Origin of the sequence: Pantoea phytostimulans, from assembly GCF_046118715.1 — a bacterium.
GTDB lineage: Bacteria > Pseudomonadota > Gammaproteobacteria > Enterobacterales > Enterobacteriaceae > Pantoea > Pantoea phytostimulans.
In genome coordinates this window covers 3,972,082-3,989,142 of sequence record NZ_CP173698.1, presented here as the reverse complement: position 1 = coordinate 3,989,142, position 17,061 = coordinate 3,972,082, and the positions used below count along the sequence as shown (strand labels likewise).

General features: G+C 55.2%; 19 protein-coding genes. 6 read left to right on the top strand and 13 right to left on the bottom strand.

What is annotated here, in order from left to right; translation table 11 throughout:
• The first annotated feature begins 649 nt into the window (after positions 1–649).
• Both ACF2G4_RS18470 and ACF2G4_RS18465 read left to right on the top strand, forming a co-directional pair.
• Positions 650–1,810, top strand: a complete 1,161-nt coding sequence (locus tag ACF2G4_RS18470; RefSeq protein ID WP_409075275.1) for a pyridoxal phosphate-dependent aminotransferase — start codon at positions 650–652, stop codon at positions 1,808–1,810.
• On the top strand, positions 1,798–2,568 hold the full coding sequence (locus ACF2G4_RS18465; protein ID WP_332624942.1) for an amidohydrolase: 771 nt from the start codon (positions 1,798–1,800) through the stop codon (positions 2,566–2,568). Before ACF2G4_RS18470 ends, ACF2G4_RS18465 begins: the two co-directional genes overlap by 13 nt.
• A gap of 229 nt (positions 2,569–2,797) precedes the next feature.
• Here ACF2G4_RS18465 and uraH read toward each other — a convergent pair whose 3' ends face one another.
• The 9 genes from uraH to hpxU all read right to left on the bottom strand — a co-directional run bounded on the left by uraH (position 2,798) and on the right by hpxU (position 10,034).
• A complete protein-coding gene (gene uraH, locus ACF2G4_RS18460; protein ID WP_215847530.1) occupies positions 2,798–3,133 on the bottom strand; it encodes a hydroxyisourate hydrolase in 336 nt (111 codons plus the stop codon).
• Positions 3,130–3,624 (bottom strand): 2-oxo-4-hydroxy-4-carboxy-5-ureidoimidazoline decarboxylase, encoded by a 495-nt coding sequence (gene uraD / locus ACF2G4_RS18455; RefSeq protein ID WP_409075274.1) that lies wholly within the window; start codon positions 3,622–3,624, stop codon positions 3,130–3,132. Before uraD ends, uraH begins: the two co-directional genes overlap by 4 nt.
• 25 nt (positions 3,625–3,649) lie before the next feature.
• The gene (hpxK, locus tag ACF2G4_RS18450; RefSeq protein WP_409075273.1) at positions 3,650–4,906 is read right to left on the bottom strand and encodes an allantoate amidohydrolase; all 1,257 of its coding nucleotides are present in this window, start codon (positions 4,904–4,906) and stop codon (positions 3,650–3,652) included.
• Positions 4,903–6,138, bottom strand: a complete 1,236-nt coding sequence (locus ACF2G4_RS18445) for an alanine--glyoxylate aminotransferase family protein (protein ID WP_215847533.1) — start codon at positions 6,136–6,138, stop codon at positions 4,903–4,905. The genes hpxK and ACF2G4_RS18445 overlap by 4 nt, the downstream gene beginning before the upstream one ends.
• Positions 6,139–6,159: 21 nt before the next feature.
• On the bottom strand, positions 6,160–6,891 hold the full coding sequence (locus ACF2G4_RS18440) for an amino acid ABC transporter ATP-binding protein (RefSeq protein WP_243080084.1): 732 nt from the start codon (positions 6,889–6,891) through the stop codon (positions 6,160–6,162).
• Positions 6,872–7,528: an amino acid ABC transporter permease gene (locus ACF2G4_RS18435; RefSeq protein ID WP_243080097.1), complete on the bottom strand. Its 657-nt coding sequence runs from the start codon at positions 7,526–7,528 to the stop codon at positions 6,872–6,874. Before ACF2G4_RS18435 ends, ACF2G4_RS18440 begins: the two co-directional genes overlap by 20 nt.
• Positions 7,528–8,193, bottom strand: coding sequence for an amino acid ABC transporter permease (locus tag ACF2G4_RS18430; RefSeq protein WP_409075272.1), 666 nt, complete (start codon positions 8,191–8,193; stop codon positions 7,528–7,530). Before ACF2G4_RS18430 ends, ACF2G4_RS18435 begins: the two co-directional genes overlap by 1 nt.
• Before the next feature lie 10 nt (positions 8,194–8,203).
• A complete protein-coding gene (locus ACF2G4_RS18425; RefSeq protein WP_215847536.1) occupies positions 8,204–8,989 on the bottom strand; it encodes a transporter substrate-binding domain-containing protein in 786 nt (261 codons plus the stop codon).
• A 205-nt stretch (positions 8,990–9,194) separates the two neighbouring features.
• Positions 9,195–10,034: a MurR/RpiR family transcriptional regulator HpxU gene (gene hpxU / locus ACF2G4_RS18420; protein ID WP_215847537.1), complete on the bottom strand. Its 840-nt coding sequence runs from the start codon at positions 10,032–10,034 to the stop codon at positions 9,195–9,197.
• Between the two features lie 141 nt (positions 10,035–10,175).
• Here hpxU and ACF2G4_RS18415 point away from each other — a divergent pair, with 141 nt between their 5' ends.
• The 4 genes from ACF2G4_RS18415 to hpxZ are packed head-to-tail and all read left to right on the top strand — an operon-like array spanning position 10,176 to position 13,737.
• Positions 10,176–11,762: a gamma-glutamyltransferase family protein gene (locus ACF2G4_RS18415; protein ID WP_215847538.1), complete on the top strand. Its 1,587-nt coding sequence runs from the start codon at positions 10,176–10,178 to the stop codon at positions 11,760–11,762.
• Between the two features lie 12 nt (positions 11,763–11,774).
• Positions 11,775–11,960: an oxalurate catabolism protein HpxX gene (gene hpxX / locus ACF2G4_RS18410; RefSeq protein ID WP_215848331.1), complete on the top strand. Its 186-nt coding sequence runs from the start codon at positions 11,775–11,777 to the stop codon at positions 11,958–11,960.
• Positions 11,957–13,354: an AtzE family amidohydrolase gene (locus ACF2G4_RS18405; RefSeq protein WP_332624944.1), complete on the top strand. Its 1,398-nt coding sequence runs from the start codon at positions 11,957–11,959 to the stop codon at positions 13,352–13,354. The genes hpxX and ACF2G4_RS18405 overlap by 4 nt, the downstream gene beginning before the upstream one ends.
• Positions 13,354–13,737 carry an oxalurate catabolism protein HpxZ gene (gene hpxZ, locus ACF2G4_RS18400; RefSeq protein WP_215847540.1) on the top strand — a complete coding sequence of 128 codons (384 nt, stop codon included), beginning with the start codon at positions 13,354–13,356 and terminating at the stop codon, positions 13,735–13,737. The genes ACF2G4_RS18405 and hpxZ overlap by 1 nt, the downstream gene beginning before the upstream one ends.
• A gap of 42 nt (positions 13,738–13,779) precedes the next feature.
• Here hpxZ and ACF2G4_RS18395 read toward each other — a convergent pair whose 3' ends face one another.
• From ACF2G4_RS18395 to ACF2G4_RS18380, 4 genes are all read right to left on the bottom strand, one after another.
• Positions 13,780–14,442: a glycosyltransferase family 25 protein gene (locus tag ACF2G4_RS18395; protein WP_243080088.1), complete on the bottom strand. Its 663-nt coding sequence runs from the start codon at positions 14,440–14,442 to the stop codon at positions 13,780–13,782.
• Positions 14,443–14,550: 108 nt separating this feature from the next.
• Positions 14,551–15,510 (bottom strand): allantoinase PuuE, encoded by a 960-nt coding sequence (gene puuE, locus ACF2G4_RS18390; protein WP_215847542.1) that lies wholly within the window; start codon positions 15,508–15,510, stop codon positions 14,551–14,553.
• Positions 15,511–15,544: 34 nt separating this feature from the next.
• On the bottom strand, positions 15,545–16,276 hold the full coding sequence (hpxA, locus tag ACF2G4_RS18385) for an allantoin racemase (protein ID WP_243080089.1): 732 nt from the start codon (positions 16,274–16,276) through the stop codon (positions 15,545–15,547).
• Positions 16,273–16,995: a GntR family transcriptional regulator gene (locus ACF2G4_RS18380; protein ID WP_409075271.1), complete on the bottom strand. Its 723-nt coding sequence runs from the start codon at positions 16,993–16,995 to the stop codon at positions 16,273–16,275. The genes hpxA and ACF2G4_RS18380 overlap by 4 nt, the downstream gene beginning before the upstream one ends.
• Positions 16,996–17,061: the final 66 nt, after the last annotated feature.

The window sequence follows — 17,061 nt, the reverse complement described above, 5'->3', positions numbered from 1 at the left end:
GCGGGCAGCCAACGCATCTGCAGCGCGAAGCATGACGGGTAGATACCCTAAATAATTCGGGTTGCAGGAAGGCGGCAAACGCATGAATCCCCGGGAGCTTACTCAGGTAAGTGACCGGGGTGAAATGCGGGCAGCCAACGCATCTGCAGCGCGAAGCATGACGGGTAGATACCCTAAATAATTCGGGTTGCAGGAAGGCGGCAAACGCATGAATCCCCGGGAGCTTACTCAGGTAAGTGACCGGGGTGAAATTCGAGCAGCCAACGCATCTGCAGCGCGAAGCATGACGGATAGATATCCTCAATAATTCGGGTTGCAGGAAGGCGGCAAACGCATGAATCCCCGGGAGCTTACTCAGGTAAGTGACCGGGGTGAAATGCGGGTAGCCAACGCATCTGCAGCGCGAAGCATGACGGGTAGATACCCTAAATAATTCGGGTTGCAGGAAGGCGGCAAACGCATGAATCCCCGGGAGCTTACTCAGGTAAGTGACCGGGGTGAAATGCGAGCAGCCAACGCATCTGCAGCGCGAAGTATGACGGATATAGCCATCTAAGCGTCTTGATTGCCAAATACTAGCATCCTGTTTATAGTGACAACAACACAAGGTTACTCCGCAACGACATTCGCGCTTATAGGCCCAAGAACAATGACGCAGCACAACCTGATTCCTGAGAGCAAATTACCTGCCCTCGGCACCACCATTTTTACGCAAATGAGCGCGCTGGCGCAGCAGCACAACGCAATCAATCTTTCCCAGGGCTTTCCTGATTTTGATGGCCCGCGCTATTTGCAGGAACGTCTGGCGTATCATGTTAGCCAGGGCGCGAATCAGTATGCGCCAATGACTGGTACGCTGCCGCTGCGTGAAGCGATTGCCGCTAAAACCGCTGAGCTTTATGGCCACCAGGCAGATATCGACAGTGAGATTACCGTTACTGCAGGCGCGACCGAAGCGTTGTATGCATCGATCACCGCACTGGTGCGTCCAGGCGACGAAGTGATCTGCTTTGATCCCAGCTATGACAGCTACGCACCCGCGGTACAACTGGCGGGCGGCGTGTTGAAACGCATCGCCCTGCAACCGCCGGGTTTTCGCGTTGATTGGGCTGAATTCAGCACGTTGCTCAGCGATAAAACCCGTTTGGTGATCCTGAATACACCGCACAACCCTTCCGCGACTGTGTGGCGCAAAAGTGATTATGCCGCGCTGTGGCAGGCGATTGCCGATCAAGAAATCTATGTACTAAGCGACGAAGTTTACGAGCACATTTGCTTTGCCGAAGAAGGTCATGCCAGCGTGCTGGCGCATGCCGGGTTGCGTCAACGTGCGGTTGCCGTATCGTCATTTGGTAAAACCTTTCACATGACCGGCTGGAAAGTGGGTTACTGCATCGCACCTGCGGCGATCAGCGCTGAGATCCGCAAAGTGCACCAATACCTGACATTCTCCGTGAATACCCCTGCCCAACTCGCCATTGCCGATATGCTACGTGAGGAACCTGAACACTATCGTGAACTGCCGGAGTTTTACCGTGCCCGCCGCGATCGTTTGATTCAGGCATTGAGCAAAAGCCGCTTTGAGGTGCTGCCTTGTGAAGGCACTTATTTCCTGCTCGCCGATTACAGCGCGATTTCTGATCTGGATGATGTGAGTTTCTGTCAATGGTTGACCAAAGAAGTGGGTGTCGCCGCGATTCCGTTATCGGTATTCTGTGCCGATCCATTCCCACACAAGCTAATTCGCCTCTGTTTTGCTAAACAAGAAGCGACGCTGGATGCCGCTGCGGAGCGTTTATGTCAGCTTTAAATATCACGGTTTTGCAGGAAACGCTGAGCTGGATGGATGGCGAAGCTAACCTACGCCATTTTGATCAGGTTCTGAAGGGTATTCATGGCCGGGATGTGATTCTGCTGCCTGAAATGTTTACCACCGGGTTTGCTATGGAAGCGGCGAAAAGCTCGCTGCCACAAGCGCAGGTGGTGGAATGGTTACACGGGCATGCACGTGCCACGGATGCGTTGGTTGGCGGCAGCGCGGCGATCCAAACTGAAAACGGTGCGGTGAACCGTTTTTTGCTGGTTGAGCCAAATGGTACGCTGCATCAGTATGACAAGCGTCATCTGTTCCGCATGGCCGATGAACATCATCATTATCTGCCGGGCGCAACCCGTGAGGTCTTCAGCTGGCGTGGCTGGCGTATCCTGCCACAAATCTGTTATGACCTGCGTTTCCCGGTCTTTTCCCGCAACCGCAATGATTACGATCTGGCGCTGTTTGTTGCGAACTGGCCTGCGCCGCGCGCGCTGCACTGGCAAGCGCTGTTATTAGCGCGGGCCATTGAGAATCAGGCTTATGTGGCGGGTTGTAATCGCGTAGGTAGCGATGGCAATCAGCATCAATACAGCGGTGATAGCCGGATTATTTCGCCGCAAGGAGAGATCATCAGCGCCGCCGAACCCTTTAAACCGGCGCGCCTCGATGCTGAGCTTTCACTGGATGAATTGAACGCCTACCGCGAACGCTTCCCGGCATGGCGCGATGCAGATGATTTTTCGCTGACGTGATGGGCTGCGCTTTTCCCGCCTCGGACTGCTAAAGTGCGAGGTCTTTTGTCCCCCACCTCGCTCCTCTAAAGTGCGAGGTCTTTTGTCCCCCACCTCGCTCCTCCCCCATAAATGGGGGAGGAAGATGCTGCTCTATGTCAGTAATGAGACGGCATGTGGCAGCGTCTCCTTCCCCCGCGATGCGGGGGAAGGCCGGGATGGGGGACAGCGCGCACCCACTAAGAGCCCCTTAACTTCCCCGATAAGTCGACCATGACCAGGGCGAAATCAAAAACGGCAGGTGGAAATGGCTGCCCGCCTCGGCAATGACAAAATCAATTTGGGCGCTGACATACAGCGCATCGCGACCTGCAACCGCAAAGTAATCACCAATTTCGGCGGTCAGGCGATAATGTCCTGGCGATACCGGTTCTGGCGTTAAATCTTTCAGCCGCCCATCGCTGTCAGTGACGCCTTCAGAAACGGGAAGCCATCCTTCCGGGCTATTTTGCTCCAGTGAAATCGCCACGCCGATTGCCGGTTTGCCCAGCGCGGTATCAAGAATGTGAGTAGTAATGGTGCTCATGCCATGCTCTCCTTAAGACGTAACAAGGTGATTTCTCGCAGTTGATCCAGCGCTTCCTGCTGCTCGCTTTGCGGGTCATTGCCCAGACGACGCTGTAACTCTGCCAGCATCTCTTCGCCGCTACGCCCTTTTGCGCGAATCAAAAATACCCGACCAAAGCGGGCTTCGTAGCGCTGATTGCCTTGCAACATCGCCTGTTGCAACGTGTTATCAGCCTGCTGCATCGCAGATTGCTCGCCACGCGACAGCGAAGCCTCTTTACTCCCGCCACTTACCCGATCGCCAATACGCGGATGTGCAGAGAGTGCCTGCTGAAGATCGGTGCCCTGCCATTGACGCGCCAATCGATCGCCCTCGGCGAGCAGCGCCTCGAGCGACGTATAAGGGCGCGCTGCTGCCAGCGCCTGTTGCCAGGCGGGAATCGCCACGCAATGAGCAATTGAAGCGATAGCATCATCAGCGGAAAGCTGATTAAAAACGGCTAATTCCATGCTTCTCTCCCTTTAATGAATCCGTTCAGCGATTCTGTTCTGCAATATGACAGATCGCCTGCAAATAGGCCTGAACGGCGGGTGCCACATCCTCAGCCATAACCGATTCTGCCGGATGATGACTGATGCCACGATCGTTGCGCACAAACAACATCCCAACCGGCCAGCGTTCGGCAATCGCGATGGCATCATGTCCCGCGCCGCTCGGCAGCGACACACTTCGGCCCTGCACGGTTTCTACCGCGTGGCTCAAAGCCTGCTGCAACAGTGGATCGCAGGCCGTTGCCGCAATGCGATAATACTCATGGGATTCGAAACGCAAACCACGACGCAGCGCGATCGCTTCAGCTTGCGTCAACAGCGTCGACAGCAAGGCTTCCAGCGGATCGTCTTGTGGCCCGCGTACATCCAGCGACAAATCGGCTTCGCCAGGAATGACATTCACCGCGCCAGGCGCGCAACTTAAGGTGCCCACGGTGGCCACCAGTTGCGGGTCCTGTTCGCGCGTGGTGTGTTCGATAAACACCATCCATTCGGCAGCAGCGGCCAGCGCATCTTTGCGATGCGTCATCGGCACCGTGCCCGCGTGACCCGCTTCGCCGGTGAAGCGGCAATTCAGGCGACGTGCACCATTAATGGCGGTGACCACGCCGAGCGCCAGGTTCTCTTGCTCCAGACAAGGCCCCTGTTCGATATGCAATTCCAGATAGGCCACGATCTCGTTAACATCTCGTGCTGCGCGATGGATTTGGGTGCTGTCGAGTCCGACGTCGCTCATCGCCTGTGCCACGGTAATGCCGTTGCCATCGGGATGGGTTACCCAGCTTTCCGGCCAGGTGCCGGTAATGCCGCGGCTGCCTAACAGCGTAATGCCGAAACGCGTACCCTCCTCGTCGCCAAAACCTATAATCTCAATCGCCAGCGGCAAGCGTTGCTGATGTTCATGCAGCCATTGCACGGTTTCAATGGCGGTTAAGACGCCAAGCATACCGTCGTAGCGACCCGCGTTGCGTACCGTATCAAGATGCGAACCCAACAACAGCGCAGGTGCACCCACTTCAGCGGCTTCGTAACGCCCACAGATATTGCCGACGGCATCTTGCCAAACCTGCATACCGGCGGCTTTCATCCATTCACCCACGCAGGCGTTGGCGCGCAAATGCTCTGGTGACAGATAAACTCGGGTTAATCCGTCGGCCGACTCGCTGATCTCTGCCAGCGCGTCACAGCGCGTCATCACGCGCAGCGCGGCGGTTTGCGCTTCGCTGGCGTTCATTTTCATGCATGGCTCCCGTAGTGATCCCACGCCGCTTGTGAAGCCGCACCTTGCGGGGTGCGATAACCCAGATGCGTTAACACGCTTTCCAGCGCAGACAGCGTTTGCATCACGCAATCTTTTCGTGCGTTGTAACCCATAGTGCCGATACGCCAGACTTTGCCGTGCAGCGGGCCAAACGAGGTACCGATTTCGATAGCGAAATCGTCCAGCATCAGTTTGCGTACCTGATCGCCATTAACGCCCTGCGGAATCACCACGCCCAATACGTTATTCATTTTGTGTTTCAGGTCGCCGAAGGTTTCCAGTCCCATGCCCTGAATCCCTTTCAACATCGCTTCGCCATGCAGTTGGTGGCGCGCAATGCCGTTATCCAGTCCTTCCTGCAGGATCAAACGCGCGCATTCCCGGGCGCCAAACAGCGCGGTGGTCGCTTCAGTGTGGTGATTCAGGCGCTCGGGTCCCCAGTAATCCATCACCATGCCAAGATCGAAATAGTTGGAGTAGATCATCTCGTCGTCGCCATCCTGATGCGCGTCAGTGCGAATCCCCTCTTCCACACATTTGCGTTTGCGGATCACGGCTTCCATTTCGGCGCTCAGCGTAATCGGCGAGGTGCCAGACGGGCCGCCAAGGCACTTTTGCATGCCAGCAGAAACCGCGTCCAACCCCCACGCATCGGTTTCCAGCGCGTTGCCGGCCAGCGAAGCGGTGGCATCGGTATAGAACAGCACGCCGTACTTTTTACAGATCGCTCCCAACTCCGCCAGCGGTTGCAGCATGGTGGTGGACGTGTCGCCCTGTACCGTCAACAGCAGGCGCGGCTTCACGCGTTTAATGGCATCTTCCACCTGATCGGGCGTAAAGACTTCGCCCCACGGCACCTCAATGGTGTGCACTTCAGCGCGACAGCGGCGAGCAATCTCACACAGCAAATGACCAAAACGTCCAAATACCGGCACCAACACTTTGTCGCCTGGACGAATTGCCGACAGCAGAATCGCTTCGATACCGGCGCGTGAAGTGCCATCAACCAGCATCGTCCAGCGGTTTTCAGTACGAAACACGCCACGATAGAGCGCCATCACTTCATTCATGTAATGCGTCATGGCGGGATCGTACTGACCCAGTAACTGGCTCGACATCGCACGCAGTACGCGTGGATCGGCGTTGATCGGCCCTGGTCCCATCAGCAGGCGTTGAGGGGGATTAAGTTGTGAGAATTGGGTGATATCCATGGTGAATTCCTTGTTAGACACTTAGAGGCGGACTGAGGAGATAAACTGCTTCAGCTCTGGTGTTTGCGGATTCGCGAACAGCGTTTTACTGTCGCCCTGCTCCCAGACGCGCCCCTGATGCATAAAGACCACACGATCGCCCACGTCGCGGGCGAAGTTCATTTCATGCGTAACGAGAATCAGCGTCATGCCTTCTGCCGCCAGCTTTTCTAATACCTTCAGCACTTCGCCAACCAATTCAGGATCGAGCGCCGAGGTGATCTCGTCACAGAGTAAAACTTTAGGCGTCATCGCCAGCGCACGGGCAATCGCCACGCGCTGCTGCTGGCCGCCGGAAAGGCTGGAAGGATAGTAGTTCAGTCGTTCGCCGAGGCCGACTTTATCCAGCATCTGCGCCGCCAGTTCACGGCACTCGGCTTCACCCTTTTTCAGCACGCGGCGCGGCGCCAGCATGACGTTTTCCAGCGCCGTCATGTGCGGAAACAGATTGAAGTTCTGAAACACCATCCCAACCGAACGGCTGATTTCACGCGCCTGTGACTCACGATCGGTGATGGTCATTCCGCCCAGCTTAATACTGCCTTCCTGATAACCTTCAAGGCCATTCATGCAGCGTAACAGCGTACTTTTCCCCGATCCGCTGCGACCAATAATGGAGATGACTTCACCCATATCGACATCCAGATCGACGCCTTTCAGCACATGGTTTGTGCCGTAATATTTCTGCACCTGATTAATGGTGATGAGCGGCATTGAATTTTTTCTCCAGATACTGGCTGTAGCGAGACAGCGGATAACACATCAGGAAGTAGCCCAGTGCCACCAACCCGAATACTTTAAATGGCTGATAGGTCACGTTATTTAAAATCGTGCCCGCTTTAGTCAGCTCAATGAAACCGATGATGGAAGCCAGCGCGGTGCCTTTGATGACCTGCACGGCAAAGCCCACGGTGGGCGCGATGGCGATACGAATCGCCTGCGGTGTAATGACTCGCATCAGTGTTTGACCGAAATTGAGTCCCAGGCAGCGCGACGCTTCCCATTGGCCTTTGGGTAGCGCATTAATGCTGCCGTACCAGATATCGACCAGGAAGGCGCTGGTATAGAGCGTTAAAGCAACCGACGCCGCGGTCCAGGGTGCAACATCAATCCCGAACATCCCGACGCCGAAAAAAGCCAGAAACAGCTGCATCAGCAGCGGCGTGCCCTGAAACAGTTCGGTGTAAGCGCGAACCGCACGCGACAGCCATTTGCGTTTTAGCAAGCGCATAAACAGCAGCGGAAGCGTGACGACCGTGCCGCCAAAAAACGCCACCAGCGATAATAAAATGGTCCAGCGCGCCGCCAGCAGTAAGTTGCGCACGATGTCCCAATCGGTAAAGCTCGTCATCATGCCTGCACTCCAAACCATTTGCGGCCAATGCCCAGCAGCAGCTGACGCATGGCAATGGACAACGCCAGATAGATCAGCGTGGTCACCAGATAGACTTCAAAGCTCAAAAAGGTGCGTGACTGAATCAGGTTGGCAGCAAACGTCAGTTCTTCATAGGAAACCTGTGACACCACTGACGATCCCAGCATCACGATGATGCATTGGCTGACCAGCGCGGGGTAAATACGCTGCAGCGACGGCGGCAGCACCACGCGCAGAAATGTCTGGCTGCGGGTTAATCCCAATACGCGTCCCGCTTCCCATTGCCCTTTAGGTGTCACCTGAATGCCGGCGCGAATAATTTCGGTGCTGTACGCGCCAAGGTTAATTAGCATCGCCAGCAGCGCAGCTTCACCCGCAGTGAGTTTCAGCCCGAGATTGGGTAAACCGAATACGATAAAAAAGAGTTGCACCACGAACGGCGTATTGCGGATCAGTTCGACGTACACGGCCCAGATGCGACTCAACGCGCTCGGTTTGCCGCTGCGTAACGCCGCGCCAAAGATACCGAGGCCGACACCGCCGACAGTGGCGAGCACCGTCAGCTGAATGGTGATCCAGAGGCCGGAGAGCAATTCCGGCCAATACGGCCACAATGCGGGAAAGTTAAGTTGCCCGATCATTGTTTCGTCCTTATGCGCCGAGGTTGGCAGGCAGCGGTGCTTTCAACCACTCTTGCGACAGTTTGTTCAACGTGCCATCTTTGATGCCCTGCTCAATCAGCGCATTCATCTTATCTTTCAGCGCCGGCTCATTTTTCTTCAGACCGATAAAGCACGGTGAATCTTTCAACATGAACTGGGCAACGGGCGCTTTCGCCGGGTTCTGACGAGTGATCGCAGCCACCACTAAGTTACCGGTCGCGACGTATTGAACCTGACCCGAAAGATAAGCTGACAGCGTGGTGTTGTTATCTTCATAACGTTTTACCTGCGCATCTTTTGGCGCGACATCGCTCAACACCATATCTTCAACTGCTCCGCGCGTTACGCCAACAGACTTACCGCTCAGCGCCGCCGCGTCTTTCACCTCTTCACCTTTTGGTCCAAACACGCCCAGGAAGAACGGCGCATAGGCACGCGTAAAGTCGATGACCTTTTCACGCTCAGCGTTTTTACCCATGCTGGAGATCACCAGATCGACTTTATCGGTCTGAAGATAAGGCACGCGGTTAGCGCTGGTGACGGGCACCAACTGCAACTTAAGTTTCATCTGTTTAGCCAGATACTTCGCCATGTCGATGTCATAACCTTGCGGCTGCAAGTCAGTGCCAACCGATCCAAACGGCGGGAAGTCCTGAGGTACCGCAACGCGAAGGACGCCGCGCTTTTGAATATCCTGCAGTTGATCAGCCAGCGCACTGCCTGCTTGTGCCATCAGTAATGCCGCTGTCGCCACTGCCATCAAAACTTTTTTCATTATGCACCCCAGTGAATTAACGTGAAAGATTTACGTGAAACAAAAGATTCTTGATAAAGCAATTTGCAACTAATGTGCCAACCAGCATTATCTGGAGAAACGCGTTATTTATTCGAGGCATTAGGAGATTGACGGCGTAACAATCGCGCTTAAACCGTCAAGAGGAGATGAACCAAAAAGAGGCAAAGCACCAAAATGGTGCCTGTTAGCGGTGCTCCAACTCGTCAAATTGCTGATAAAGATCGGCAATATGGTGAATACGTTGACGCCCATGAGATAACATTTCGTGTAATAACGCATTCGCCAGCAAATTAATCAGGCTCATCGCTGAAGCGTAGCTGTCAAAGGCAGAAACGCTGTCGAGGGGCGCGCAGAGTTGCCAGCGTGCCAGTGAAATCACCGTCTGCGCCTGGGGTTCACACAATGCCAGTTGCGGCACGCCAGCGCTTTGCAACTGCTGCATCAGCGGACGAATAATGCGCGTGCGACGACGAAACGCCATCACCACCACCATGTCATCCGGGGTGATATCCACCAACTCTTCCGCCAGCGTTTGGCCTGGCTGCGGCAGAATATGCACCTGCGGACGCGCCTGCATTAGCTGTTGACGCAGGTGCAAAGCAACCGGATAAGCGTTGCGCATCCCAATGATAAAAATGCGTTTTGCCTGTGCTAACTGCTGAATGACTTCACTGAACTGCTGTGCATCAATGTTGTTAACCCACTGTGTCAGATTCGCCATTTCCTGCTTGTAGTGGCGCGACAACAAGGTGTTGCCCTGCACCGCATCACGGTTGTCGGTAAGCGGCATGCCACTTTGGCGCAGGGTGCGCAATTCATCGCGCATATCTTTGTATTTTTCATAGCCCAAACGTTTAAACAGGCGGCTGACGGTGGCTTTCGACACGCCACTCAGCCGCGCCAGCTCAGCGCTGTTGTAGCTGATGAGATCATCAAAGTGATCAAAGACAAAGTCAGCAATGCGCTGTTCCTGCGGCGAAAGCTGGGGATAGTGGCTTCTGAGCCGTTCATCAAGCTGTTTCATTATTCATCCTGTAACTTTCGTTTCAGATCAAGCTAGCATATTTTGCGCCAGGTTCGCTTCACCGCTTTGTCACCTAGTGAAAACTGGAACAGCTCTTGCTTTAGTTTCTCTACTGTTACCCGAAAGCAAAACGAGAAACGAATGATTCAGAGCAATATGGCCCCGCTGGGCATGGCGGTTACACCGCATCATCTGGCCAGTGAAAGCGCGCTGGCGGTACTGCGCGAAGGCGGCAACGCCATTGAAGCGATGGTGGCGGCAGCCTCTACCATTGCGGTGGTTTATCCGCACATGAATGGCTTAGGCGGTGATGGTTTTTGGTTAGTGATGCCGCCACAAGGCGACCCGATTGCTATTGATGCCAGCGGCTCAGCCGGTTCCCTCGCCCACTTCGATTTCTATCACAATGAACCGCACATTCCCCATCGCGGCCCTAAAGCAGCGCTGACCGTAGCGGGCACCGTCAGCGGCTGGCAGGAAGCGTTAACGCTTTCCGGCGAACTGGGCGGCACGCCGCTTCCGTTGGCACGGCTACTGCGTGATGCCCTTCGGTATGCTGCCGACGGCATTCCAGTGACGGCTTCTCAGGCTGCGGCAACCGAAGCTAAGCGCGCTGAATTGCAGCATCAGCCCGGTTTTGCCGCGACGTTTTTGCCGGATGGCGATGTTCCGCAAGCGGGCAGCCGTTTTACTCAGCCAGCACTGGCGCAAACGCTGAGCCAGTTAGCTGAGGAAGGGCTCGACAGCTTTTATCGCGGCAATTTGTCGCATCATCTGGCGCGTGAACTGTCCGCGCTCGGCATGCCGATTACCCTTGAAGACTTGCAACAACAGCGTGCCCGGCGCTGCACGCCGCTGCATATCGCCCACAGCGAAGGTGATATCTGGAATATGACACCACCGACTCAAGGCATGGTTTCGCTGGCAATTCTTGGCATTACCGATCGGCTGCAGATGGCGAAAGCGGATGAAGCGCAAACCGTGCACCGCATCGTTGAGGCCACTAAAAAAGCCTTTGCGCTGCGCGACAAGCATATTACCGATCCGCGTCACATCACCGAAGATCTGCAAGCGTTGCTCGACAGCGATCACCTCGCCATGCTTGCCAGCCAAATAGAGGATGACCGTGCTGCGCCGTGGGGAACCGGTCGCGGTCCCGGCGATACGGTGTGGATGGGCGTCATGGACAGCAGCGGTCTGGCGGTCTCCTTTATTCAAAGCATCTATCACGAATTTGGTAGCGGCGTGGTGCTGCCAGGCACCGGGATCACCTGGCAAAACCGCGGCGCGGCTTTCAGCCTCGATCCTGAACATTTGCTGGCGCTGGCACCGGGCAAACAACCCTTCCACACCCTTAACCCGGCGGCAGCGCGACTGAAAGATGGCCGCGTGATGGTTTACGGCTCAATGGGCGGCGATGGGCAACCCCAAACGCAGGCCGCAATTTTTACGCGTCACGTGATTCAGGGCATGCCGCTACAGCAAGCGGTGAGCGCGCCGCGCTGGTTGCTGGGCCGCACATGGGGGCAATCTTCTGACTCGCTCAAGCTGGAAGGCCGCTTCTCCATCGAAACGCTGGAACGTTTGCGTCAGTTGGGCCACGACGTTGAGCTGCTGCCAGATTTCAGTGAAGCGGTCGGCCATGCTGGTGCGATTGTGCGACACAACAACGGCATGTTTGAAGGCGCGAGCGATCCGCGCAGCAACGGCAGCGCCGCAGGTTTTTAACCGGAGAGAATGATGAATCAGAACATCGACTGGGCGATCTATATCGCGCAAATGGAACAGATACTGAATGTCGAGCTGGATGAGGCGCGTCGCGCTGAGCTGCTGACGCAGATGACACGTATTGCTGGCATGGCGGCACCGCTGATGGCGTTTCCACTCGACGATCGTCTGGAAGTGGCAGGAGTGTACAAAGCATGAAACTGAGTGAACTCTCGATTCATTCGCTGCATCAGGCGATTCAAAACGGCAATATCAGCGCGCATGACGTTGCCACCGACACGCTGCAGGCGATTGAGCAACATAATCCAGCACTCAACGCCTGGACTGAAGTCACCGGGCAACGCATGTTAAAAGAAGCTGAGCAGGTGGATAATCAGCGCCAGCGCGGTGAAGTCCTGGCGCCACTGGCGGGTATTCCTTACGCGGTAAAAAACCTGTTTGACGTTGCAGGCCATAGCACCTTAGCGGGTGCCCGCTTGTTCAGTGAACGGCCTGCCGCACGCGAAGATGCCTGGGCGGTTAACCGACTGCGTGAATCGGGCGCGCTGCTTTCCGGCATGCTGAATATGGATGCCTACGCTTATGGTTTTACCACTGAAAACAGCCATTACGGCGCGACGCATAATCCGCGCGATCTTTCTCGCGTAGCCGGCGGATCGTCCGGCGGTTCTGCGGCGGCGGTCGCGGCAGGTTTAGTGCACTTCTCGCTTGGTACAGACACCAACGGATCGATTCGCGTTCCCGCTTCACTGTGCGGTATCTTCGGCCTGAAACCGACGTTTGGGCGCTTATCGCGCAGCGGCACTCATCCGTTTGTTGCCAGCCTTGATCATATTGGTCCATTTGCCCGACGCGTGGACGATTTGGCGCTCGTTTATGACCTGCTGCAAGGCCACGACAGCCGTGATGCCTTTCAGGCAGATCGCCCGGTTGCGCCCACTTTTCCAGCGTTAGCCCAAGGCGACAACGGCTTGCGCTGCGGCGTATTGGGTGGCTTTTTCTCAACCTGGTGTGATGAAGATGCACGTACTGCTCTGGCTGTGGCGGCTCATGCCTTGCAGGCCAACCAGGAAGTGGAGATGCCAGAAGCCGAACTGGCGCGTTCAGCAGCGTTCATCATGACCGCATCGGAAGGCGGTAATCACTATTTGCCTGCGCTGCGCCAGATGCCGGAACAGTTTGAACCCAACTCGCGTGAGCGTTTGCTGGCTGGCGCGATGATGCCTGGCGCGTGGTATGTCCAGGCGCAGCGTTTCCGCCGCTATTTCCAGCAACAGGTGCTGACGCTGTTTGACCATTTCGATGTATTGATTGCGCCCGCCACGCCGTGCAGCGCGATAGCCATTGGTCAGGAAAGTATTCACATTAATGGTCAGGATCTGCCAGCTAAAGCCAGTATGGGAATGCTAACGCAGCCGATTTCGTTTTTGGGCTTGCCGGTCTGTACCGTACCGCTGGCAACGAAAAGCGGTTTGCCGATTGGACTCCAGCTTATCGCCGCGCCGTTTAAAGAAGAGGCTGCGCTGCGCGCTGCCTATGCGCTCGAGCAGCAAGGATTAACCCTGCCACAAATGAGTATCACAGGTGCCTGATGAAATCTGAATATATTGATCGCCCCATGATTGTTGCCGAAGTGACAGAGGCTTTTTACCGCTATGAACAAGCACTGATCGGTAACGATATTGACGTACTGGACGAACTGTTTTGGCATGATGCACGCACCGTGCGGCTGGGTGCCGGTGAGAATTTGTATGGGATTGATGAGATTCGTGCCTTCCGGGCTGCCCGCCCTTCTGCCGGGCTGAATCGTACGCTGCATAATACGGTGATCACCACGTTTGGCGAAGATTATGCGGTGTGCAGCACCGAGTTTACCCGCGAAGGTAGCGAGAAGATCGGTCGCCAGCAGCAAACCTGGGTGAAGTTGCCGTGCGGCTGGCGCATCGTGGCGGCTCAGGTCAGTTTAATGAGTTGATGTGATTGAAGCAGGCAGCATGCCGGCTTTACATCGTCACGTTTAAACCAACTTACTCAGCGGTTTATAAAACAGGTGCCGGTAATCCATGGCACCTTTTTCAATATCGCTTCTGCCGGGACGTTGATAGCCAAGATTGGGAAACAGGCCAAGCCAGATATCACGCTGCATTAATGGCATCCAGTGTACATCCAGCGCGTAATGATGCTGAGCACCGCCCAACAGCAGTTGCTCGATACTTTCACTGATATTTTCAATCAAAACAGGTAAGTAGCTGGCGTTAACGATATAGGCGCAGGCGCAAAAAGCGCGATGGGCTTTAATGAGGTAATCCGCGCTTTTAAACGGCGTGACCTGCACATAGTTTGCCGTCAGAAAGGCGACGTGCCAGTTAATTTGTGTTAACGCGGCAAAGAATTTATTCAGCCGATGAGCACTGGCGCTGTCGTGATGAAATGCCATGTCATCTTCCAGAATCAGCACATTTTTCCACTGTTGCTGCTGCGCGAGTTGCAGCACCTGTAAATGCGATTGGGCGCAGCCGATGTAGCCAGGCTGATAAGCTATCGCCTCAAAGCGGGTAATTTTTTCCTGCGGTACACCCAATTTTTTGAGTTCACGGCGCGTGCTCACTCGACGATCGTTACGCTCGGCTAAATTGATGTAGACGACCTGATCGATCAGATCCCAGTTAATTTCAGACATCTCTTCGTCATCCTAAAGTGGCTACTGACGTCAGGCGGCACAAACGGAGCGGATCTGAAATTTCAGGAGGAGAAATGAGTTCCAGTTTGGCGCTGGAACTCATTGCGATTATGCGGAAGGTGCCGGGTGTTTTTTCACCCAATGATCGGCGATTTGCTGGCGGGTACAAATCCAGACTTTTTTGTGCTGCTGAATATGGTCGAGGAAATTTTGCAACGCGCGGAATTTGCCTGGACGCCCCAACAAACGGCAATGCATACCAATCGACATCATCTTCGGCGCAGTTTCCCCCTCTTCATACAGCACATCAAAGGTGTCACGCAGGTAGGTGAAGAATTGTTCGGCAGTGTTGAAACCTTGCGGTGAGGCAAAGCGCATATCGTTGCATTCCAGCGTATAGGGAATTATCAGATGCGGCTTCACCGTGCCATCCTGACAGGTTACCTGCGTCCAGAACGGTAAATCATCGCCGTAATAATCACTGTCGTAAGTGAATCCGCCCTGCTCAACCACCAGGCGGCGCGTATTCGGGCTGTCGCGTCCGGTGTACCAACCGGTAGGCGCTTTACCGAACAGCTCGCTCAGCACATCTACCGCTTGCTGCATGTGCTGACGTTCTGTTTTTGCATCCATGCCTTGATAGTGAAGCCAGCGCCAGCCGTGACTGACGACATCGTAATCGGCTTTTTTGATCGCCTCGACAATTTCAGGGTGACGCGCCAACGCCATCGCCACGCCAAAAACCGTCAGCGGCAAACCACGCTTTTGAAATTCGTTGTGGATGCGCCAGAACCCGGCACGCGATCCATATTCATAAAGCGATTCCATCGACATGTGACGATCTGGATAACTGGCGGCACCGATGATGTCTGAAAGAAACTGTTCAGAGCCCGCATCGCCATGCAATACGCTGTTCTCTGCGCCCTCTTCATAATTCAGGACAAACTGCACTGCGACGCGCGCGCCTTTTGGCCAGGCTGCATGGGGCGGATTTGCGCCGTAGCCCACCATGTCGCGTGGGTAGTTTTTATTAAAGCTGTATTCTTTCTTCTCTACACCTTCAGTCATTGCTTGCTTCCCGTTGTAAAAGTGCAACATCTCGTTAGTTTAGGTGCTGAAAGGCACCTGAGAGAGGTTTCTGCAAAGGATAAGCCAAATCACCGTGCTTGCTGGTGCCAAAGCCCAGCGCCAACAGCGACTCGACCATTTTCACCGCTGCGCTCACACCATCAATCACCGGCATGCCTAATTCCTGGGTCAACGAGGCGGCTAAGGTCGCCATGCCGCCGCACCCTAAAACGATCGCGCCGCTACCATCTTCACGTTTCGCCTGTATACAGCGTTCACGCACCTTTTCCTGCGCCAGGCCACTGCCATCTTCCAACGCCAGCACCGGCAAATCGATGGCATGGAGCGCAGCGCAGTGATGCGTAAAGCCATATTGCTGCAACAGATGCCGGGCAATCACCAGCGTGCGTGGCAGCGTCGTAACGATAGAAAAGCGCGTCGCCACCAGCGTGGCGGTGTGCATTGCCGCCTCGGCAATCCCAATCACCGGACCGCTGGCTAATTCACGCGCCGCCAGTAAACCGGGATCGCCAAAACAGGCGATGACATGGCCGCTTACGCCTTGTGCTTTACCCAGTTTGATTTGCTCCAGCACCCCAATCGCGGCAATCGCTTCATCAAAATGCCCTTCAATCGACGGCACGCCGTGGACGGGTGAAACCGCCAGAATTTCGGTGCCGGGCGCGGCAACAGCGCGCGCCGCCAAACCCATGGTTTCGGTCATCGCCAGGCTGGTATTGGGATTGATCACCTGAATCAGGCTCATGATGACGCTCCTTTATGACGGGAAAATAAACGTGAAAAATCGGGCAGCGTTTCGCCGCTCCGCTCAAAGTGAAGGCTGGAAACGATGTGATCAAAGTGATGCTGTAGTGCCTTGCTCAGCGGCTGCAATTTACGATCGCGCAGTAATTGCAGTAAACGATCGTGATCGTCACAGCGACAGCCTCGCTGCCACGGCGCGCCATAAGCGGCAATCACCAGAGAAGATCGCTGCGTCAGGCGCGTCACCATCTCGGTTAATACCTGATTCCCGGAGATCGCCTGCAGTTGGATATGAAAGGCGGCAGACAGGCGGATCGCCGCAGAACCGTCGCGATCCTCGTGTGCCTGTTTTTCTTGTTCGATTAAACCGCTGAGCGCCACCAGATGCGGCGGTTGCAGATGCTCCAGTACCGCGGGCAAGTTGGCGCACTCCATTAAACTGCGAGTACGAAAGATATCGCGCGCCTCGTCAACGCCTGGGGTTGCGACATGTGCACCGCGTTTGGGCGTCAGGGTGATCATTTGCACCGCGGCGAGGCGTTGTAACACCTTGCGAATGCCCGTGCGGCTAACGCCAAAAACCTCTGAAAGCGCTTCTTCTGGCAATTTACTGCCTGGCGGTAGTTGATGTTCAACGATGGCGTTCATCAACGCCTGATAGATAGGTTCATCTTTATCATGCAGATCGGAGGCCGTTCTCTGGCCTGTTTCACTCTTCATTACCCGCTCCGGTAAGTCTCTGTGTGCAAACTATCGTATACGTGAAAAAGAAATTTTGTATACAAG

What these genes read in the sequence shown, in the direction of transcription:
- hpxK (WP_409075273.1), bottom strand. Translation starts at nt 4,906, where the DNA reads ATGAAAATGAACGCCAGCGAAGCGCAAACCGCCGCGCTGCGCGTGATG.
- ACF2G4_RS18380 (WP_409075271.1), bottom strand. Translation starts at nt 16,995, where the DNA reads ATGAAGAGTGAAACAGGCCAGAGAACGGCCTCCGATCTGCATGATAAA.
- ACF2G4_RS18470 (WP_409075275.1), top strand. Translation starts at nt 650, where the DNA reads ATGACGCAGCACAACCTGATTCCTGAGAGCAAATTACCTGCCCTCGGC.
- ACF2G4_RS18440 (WP_243080084.1), bottom strand. Translation starts at nt 6,891, where the DNA reads ATGCCGCTCATCACCATTAATCAGGTGCAGAAATATTACGGCACAAAC.
- uraD (WP_409075274.1), bottom strand. Translation starts at nt 3,624, where the DNA reads ATGGAATTAGCCGTTTTTAATCAGCTTTCCGCTGATGATGCTATCGCT.
- ACF2G4_RS18415 (WP_215847538.1), top strand. Translation starts at nt 10,176, where the DNA reads ATGATTCAGAGCAATATGGCCCCGCTGGGCATGGCGGTTACACCGCAT.
- ACF2G4_RS18395 (WP_243080088.1), bottom strand. Translation starts at nt 14,442, where the DNA reads ATGTCTGAAATTAACTGGGATCTGATCGATCAGGTCGTCTACATCAAT.
- ACF2G4_RS18425 (WP_215847536.1), bottom strand. Translation starts at nt 8,989, where the DNA reads ATGAAAAAAGTTTTGATGGCAGTGGCGACAGCGGCATTACTGATGGCA.
- ACF2G4_RS18445 (WP_215847533.1), bottom strand. Translation starts at nt 6,138, where the DNA reads ATGGATATCACCCAATTCTCACAACTTAATCCCCCTCAACGCCTGCTG.
- ACF2G4_RS18405 (WP_332624944.1), top strand. Translation starts at nt 11,957, where the DNA reads ATGAAACTGAGTGAACTCTCGATTCATTCGCTGCATCAGGCGATTCAA.
- puuE (WP_215847542.1), bottom strand. Translation starts at nt 15,510, where the DNA reads ATGACTGAAGGTGTAGAGAAGAAAGAATACAGCTTTAATAAAAACTAC.
- ACF2G4_RS18465 (WP_332624942.1), top strand. Translation starts at nt 1,798, where the DNA reads ATGTCAGCTTTAAATATCACGGTTTTGCAGGAAACGCTGAGCTGGATG.
- uraH (WP_215847530.1), bottom strand. Translation starts at nt 3,133, where the DNA reads ATGAGCACCATTACTACTCACATTCTTGATACCGCGCTGGGCAAACCG.
- ACF2G4_RS18435 (WP_243080097.1), bottom strand. Translation starts at nt 7,528, where the DNA reads ATGACGAGCTTTACCGATTGGGACATCGTGCGCAACTTACTGCTGGCG.
- hpxU (WP_215847537.1), bottom strand. Translation starts at nt 10,034, where the DNA reads ATGAAACAGCTTGATGAACGGCTCAGAAGCCACTATCCCCAGCTTTCG.
- hpxX (WP_215848331.1), top strand. Translation starts at nt 11,775, where the DNA reads ATGAATCAGAACATCGACTGGGCGATCTATATCGCGCAAATGGAACAG.
- ACF2G4_RS18430 (WP_409075272.1), bottom strand. Translation starts at nt 8,193, where the DNA reads ATGATCGGGCAACTTAACTTTCCCGCATTGTGGCCGTATTGGCCGGAA.
- hpxZ (WP_215847540.1), top strand. Translation starts at nt 13,354, where the DNA reads ATGAAATCTGAATATATTGATCGCCCCATGATTGTTGCCGAAGTGACA.
- hpxA (WP_243080089.1), bottom strand. Translation starts at nt 16,276, where the DNA reads ATGAGCCTGATTCAGGTGATCAATCCCAATACCAGCCTGGCGATGACC.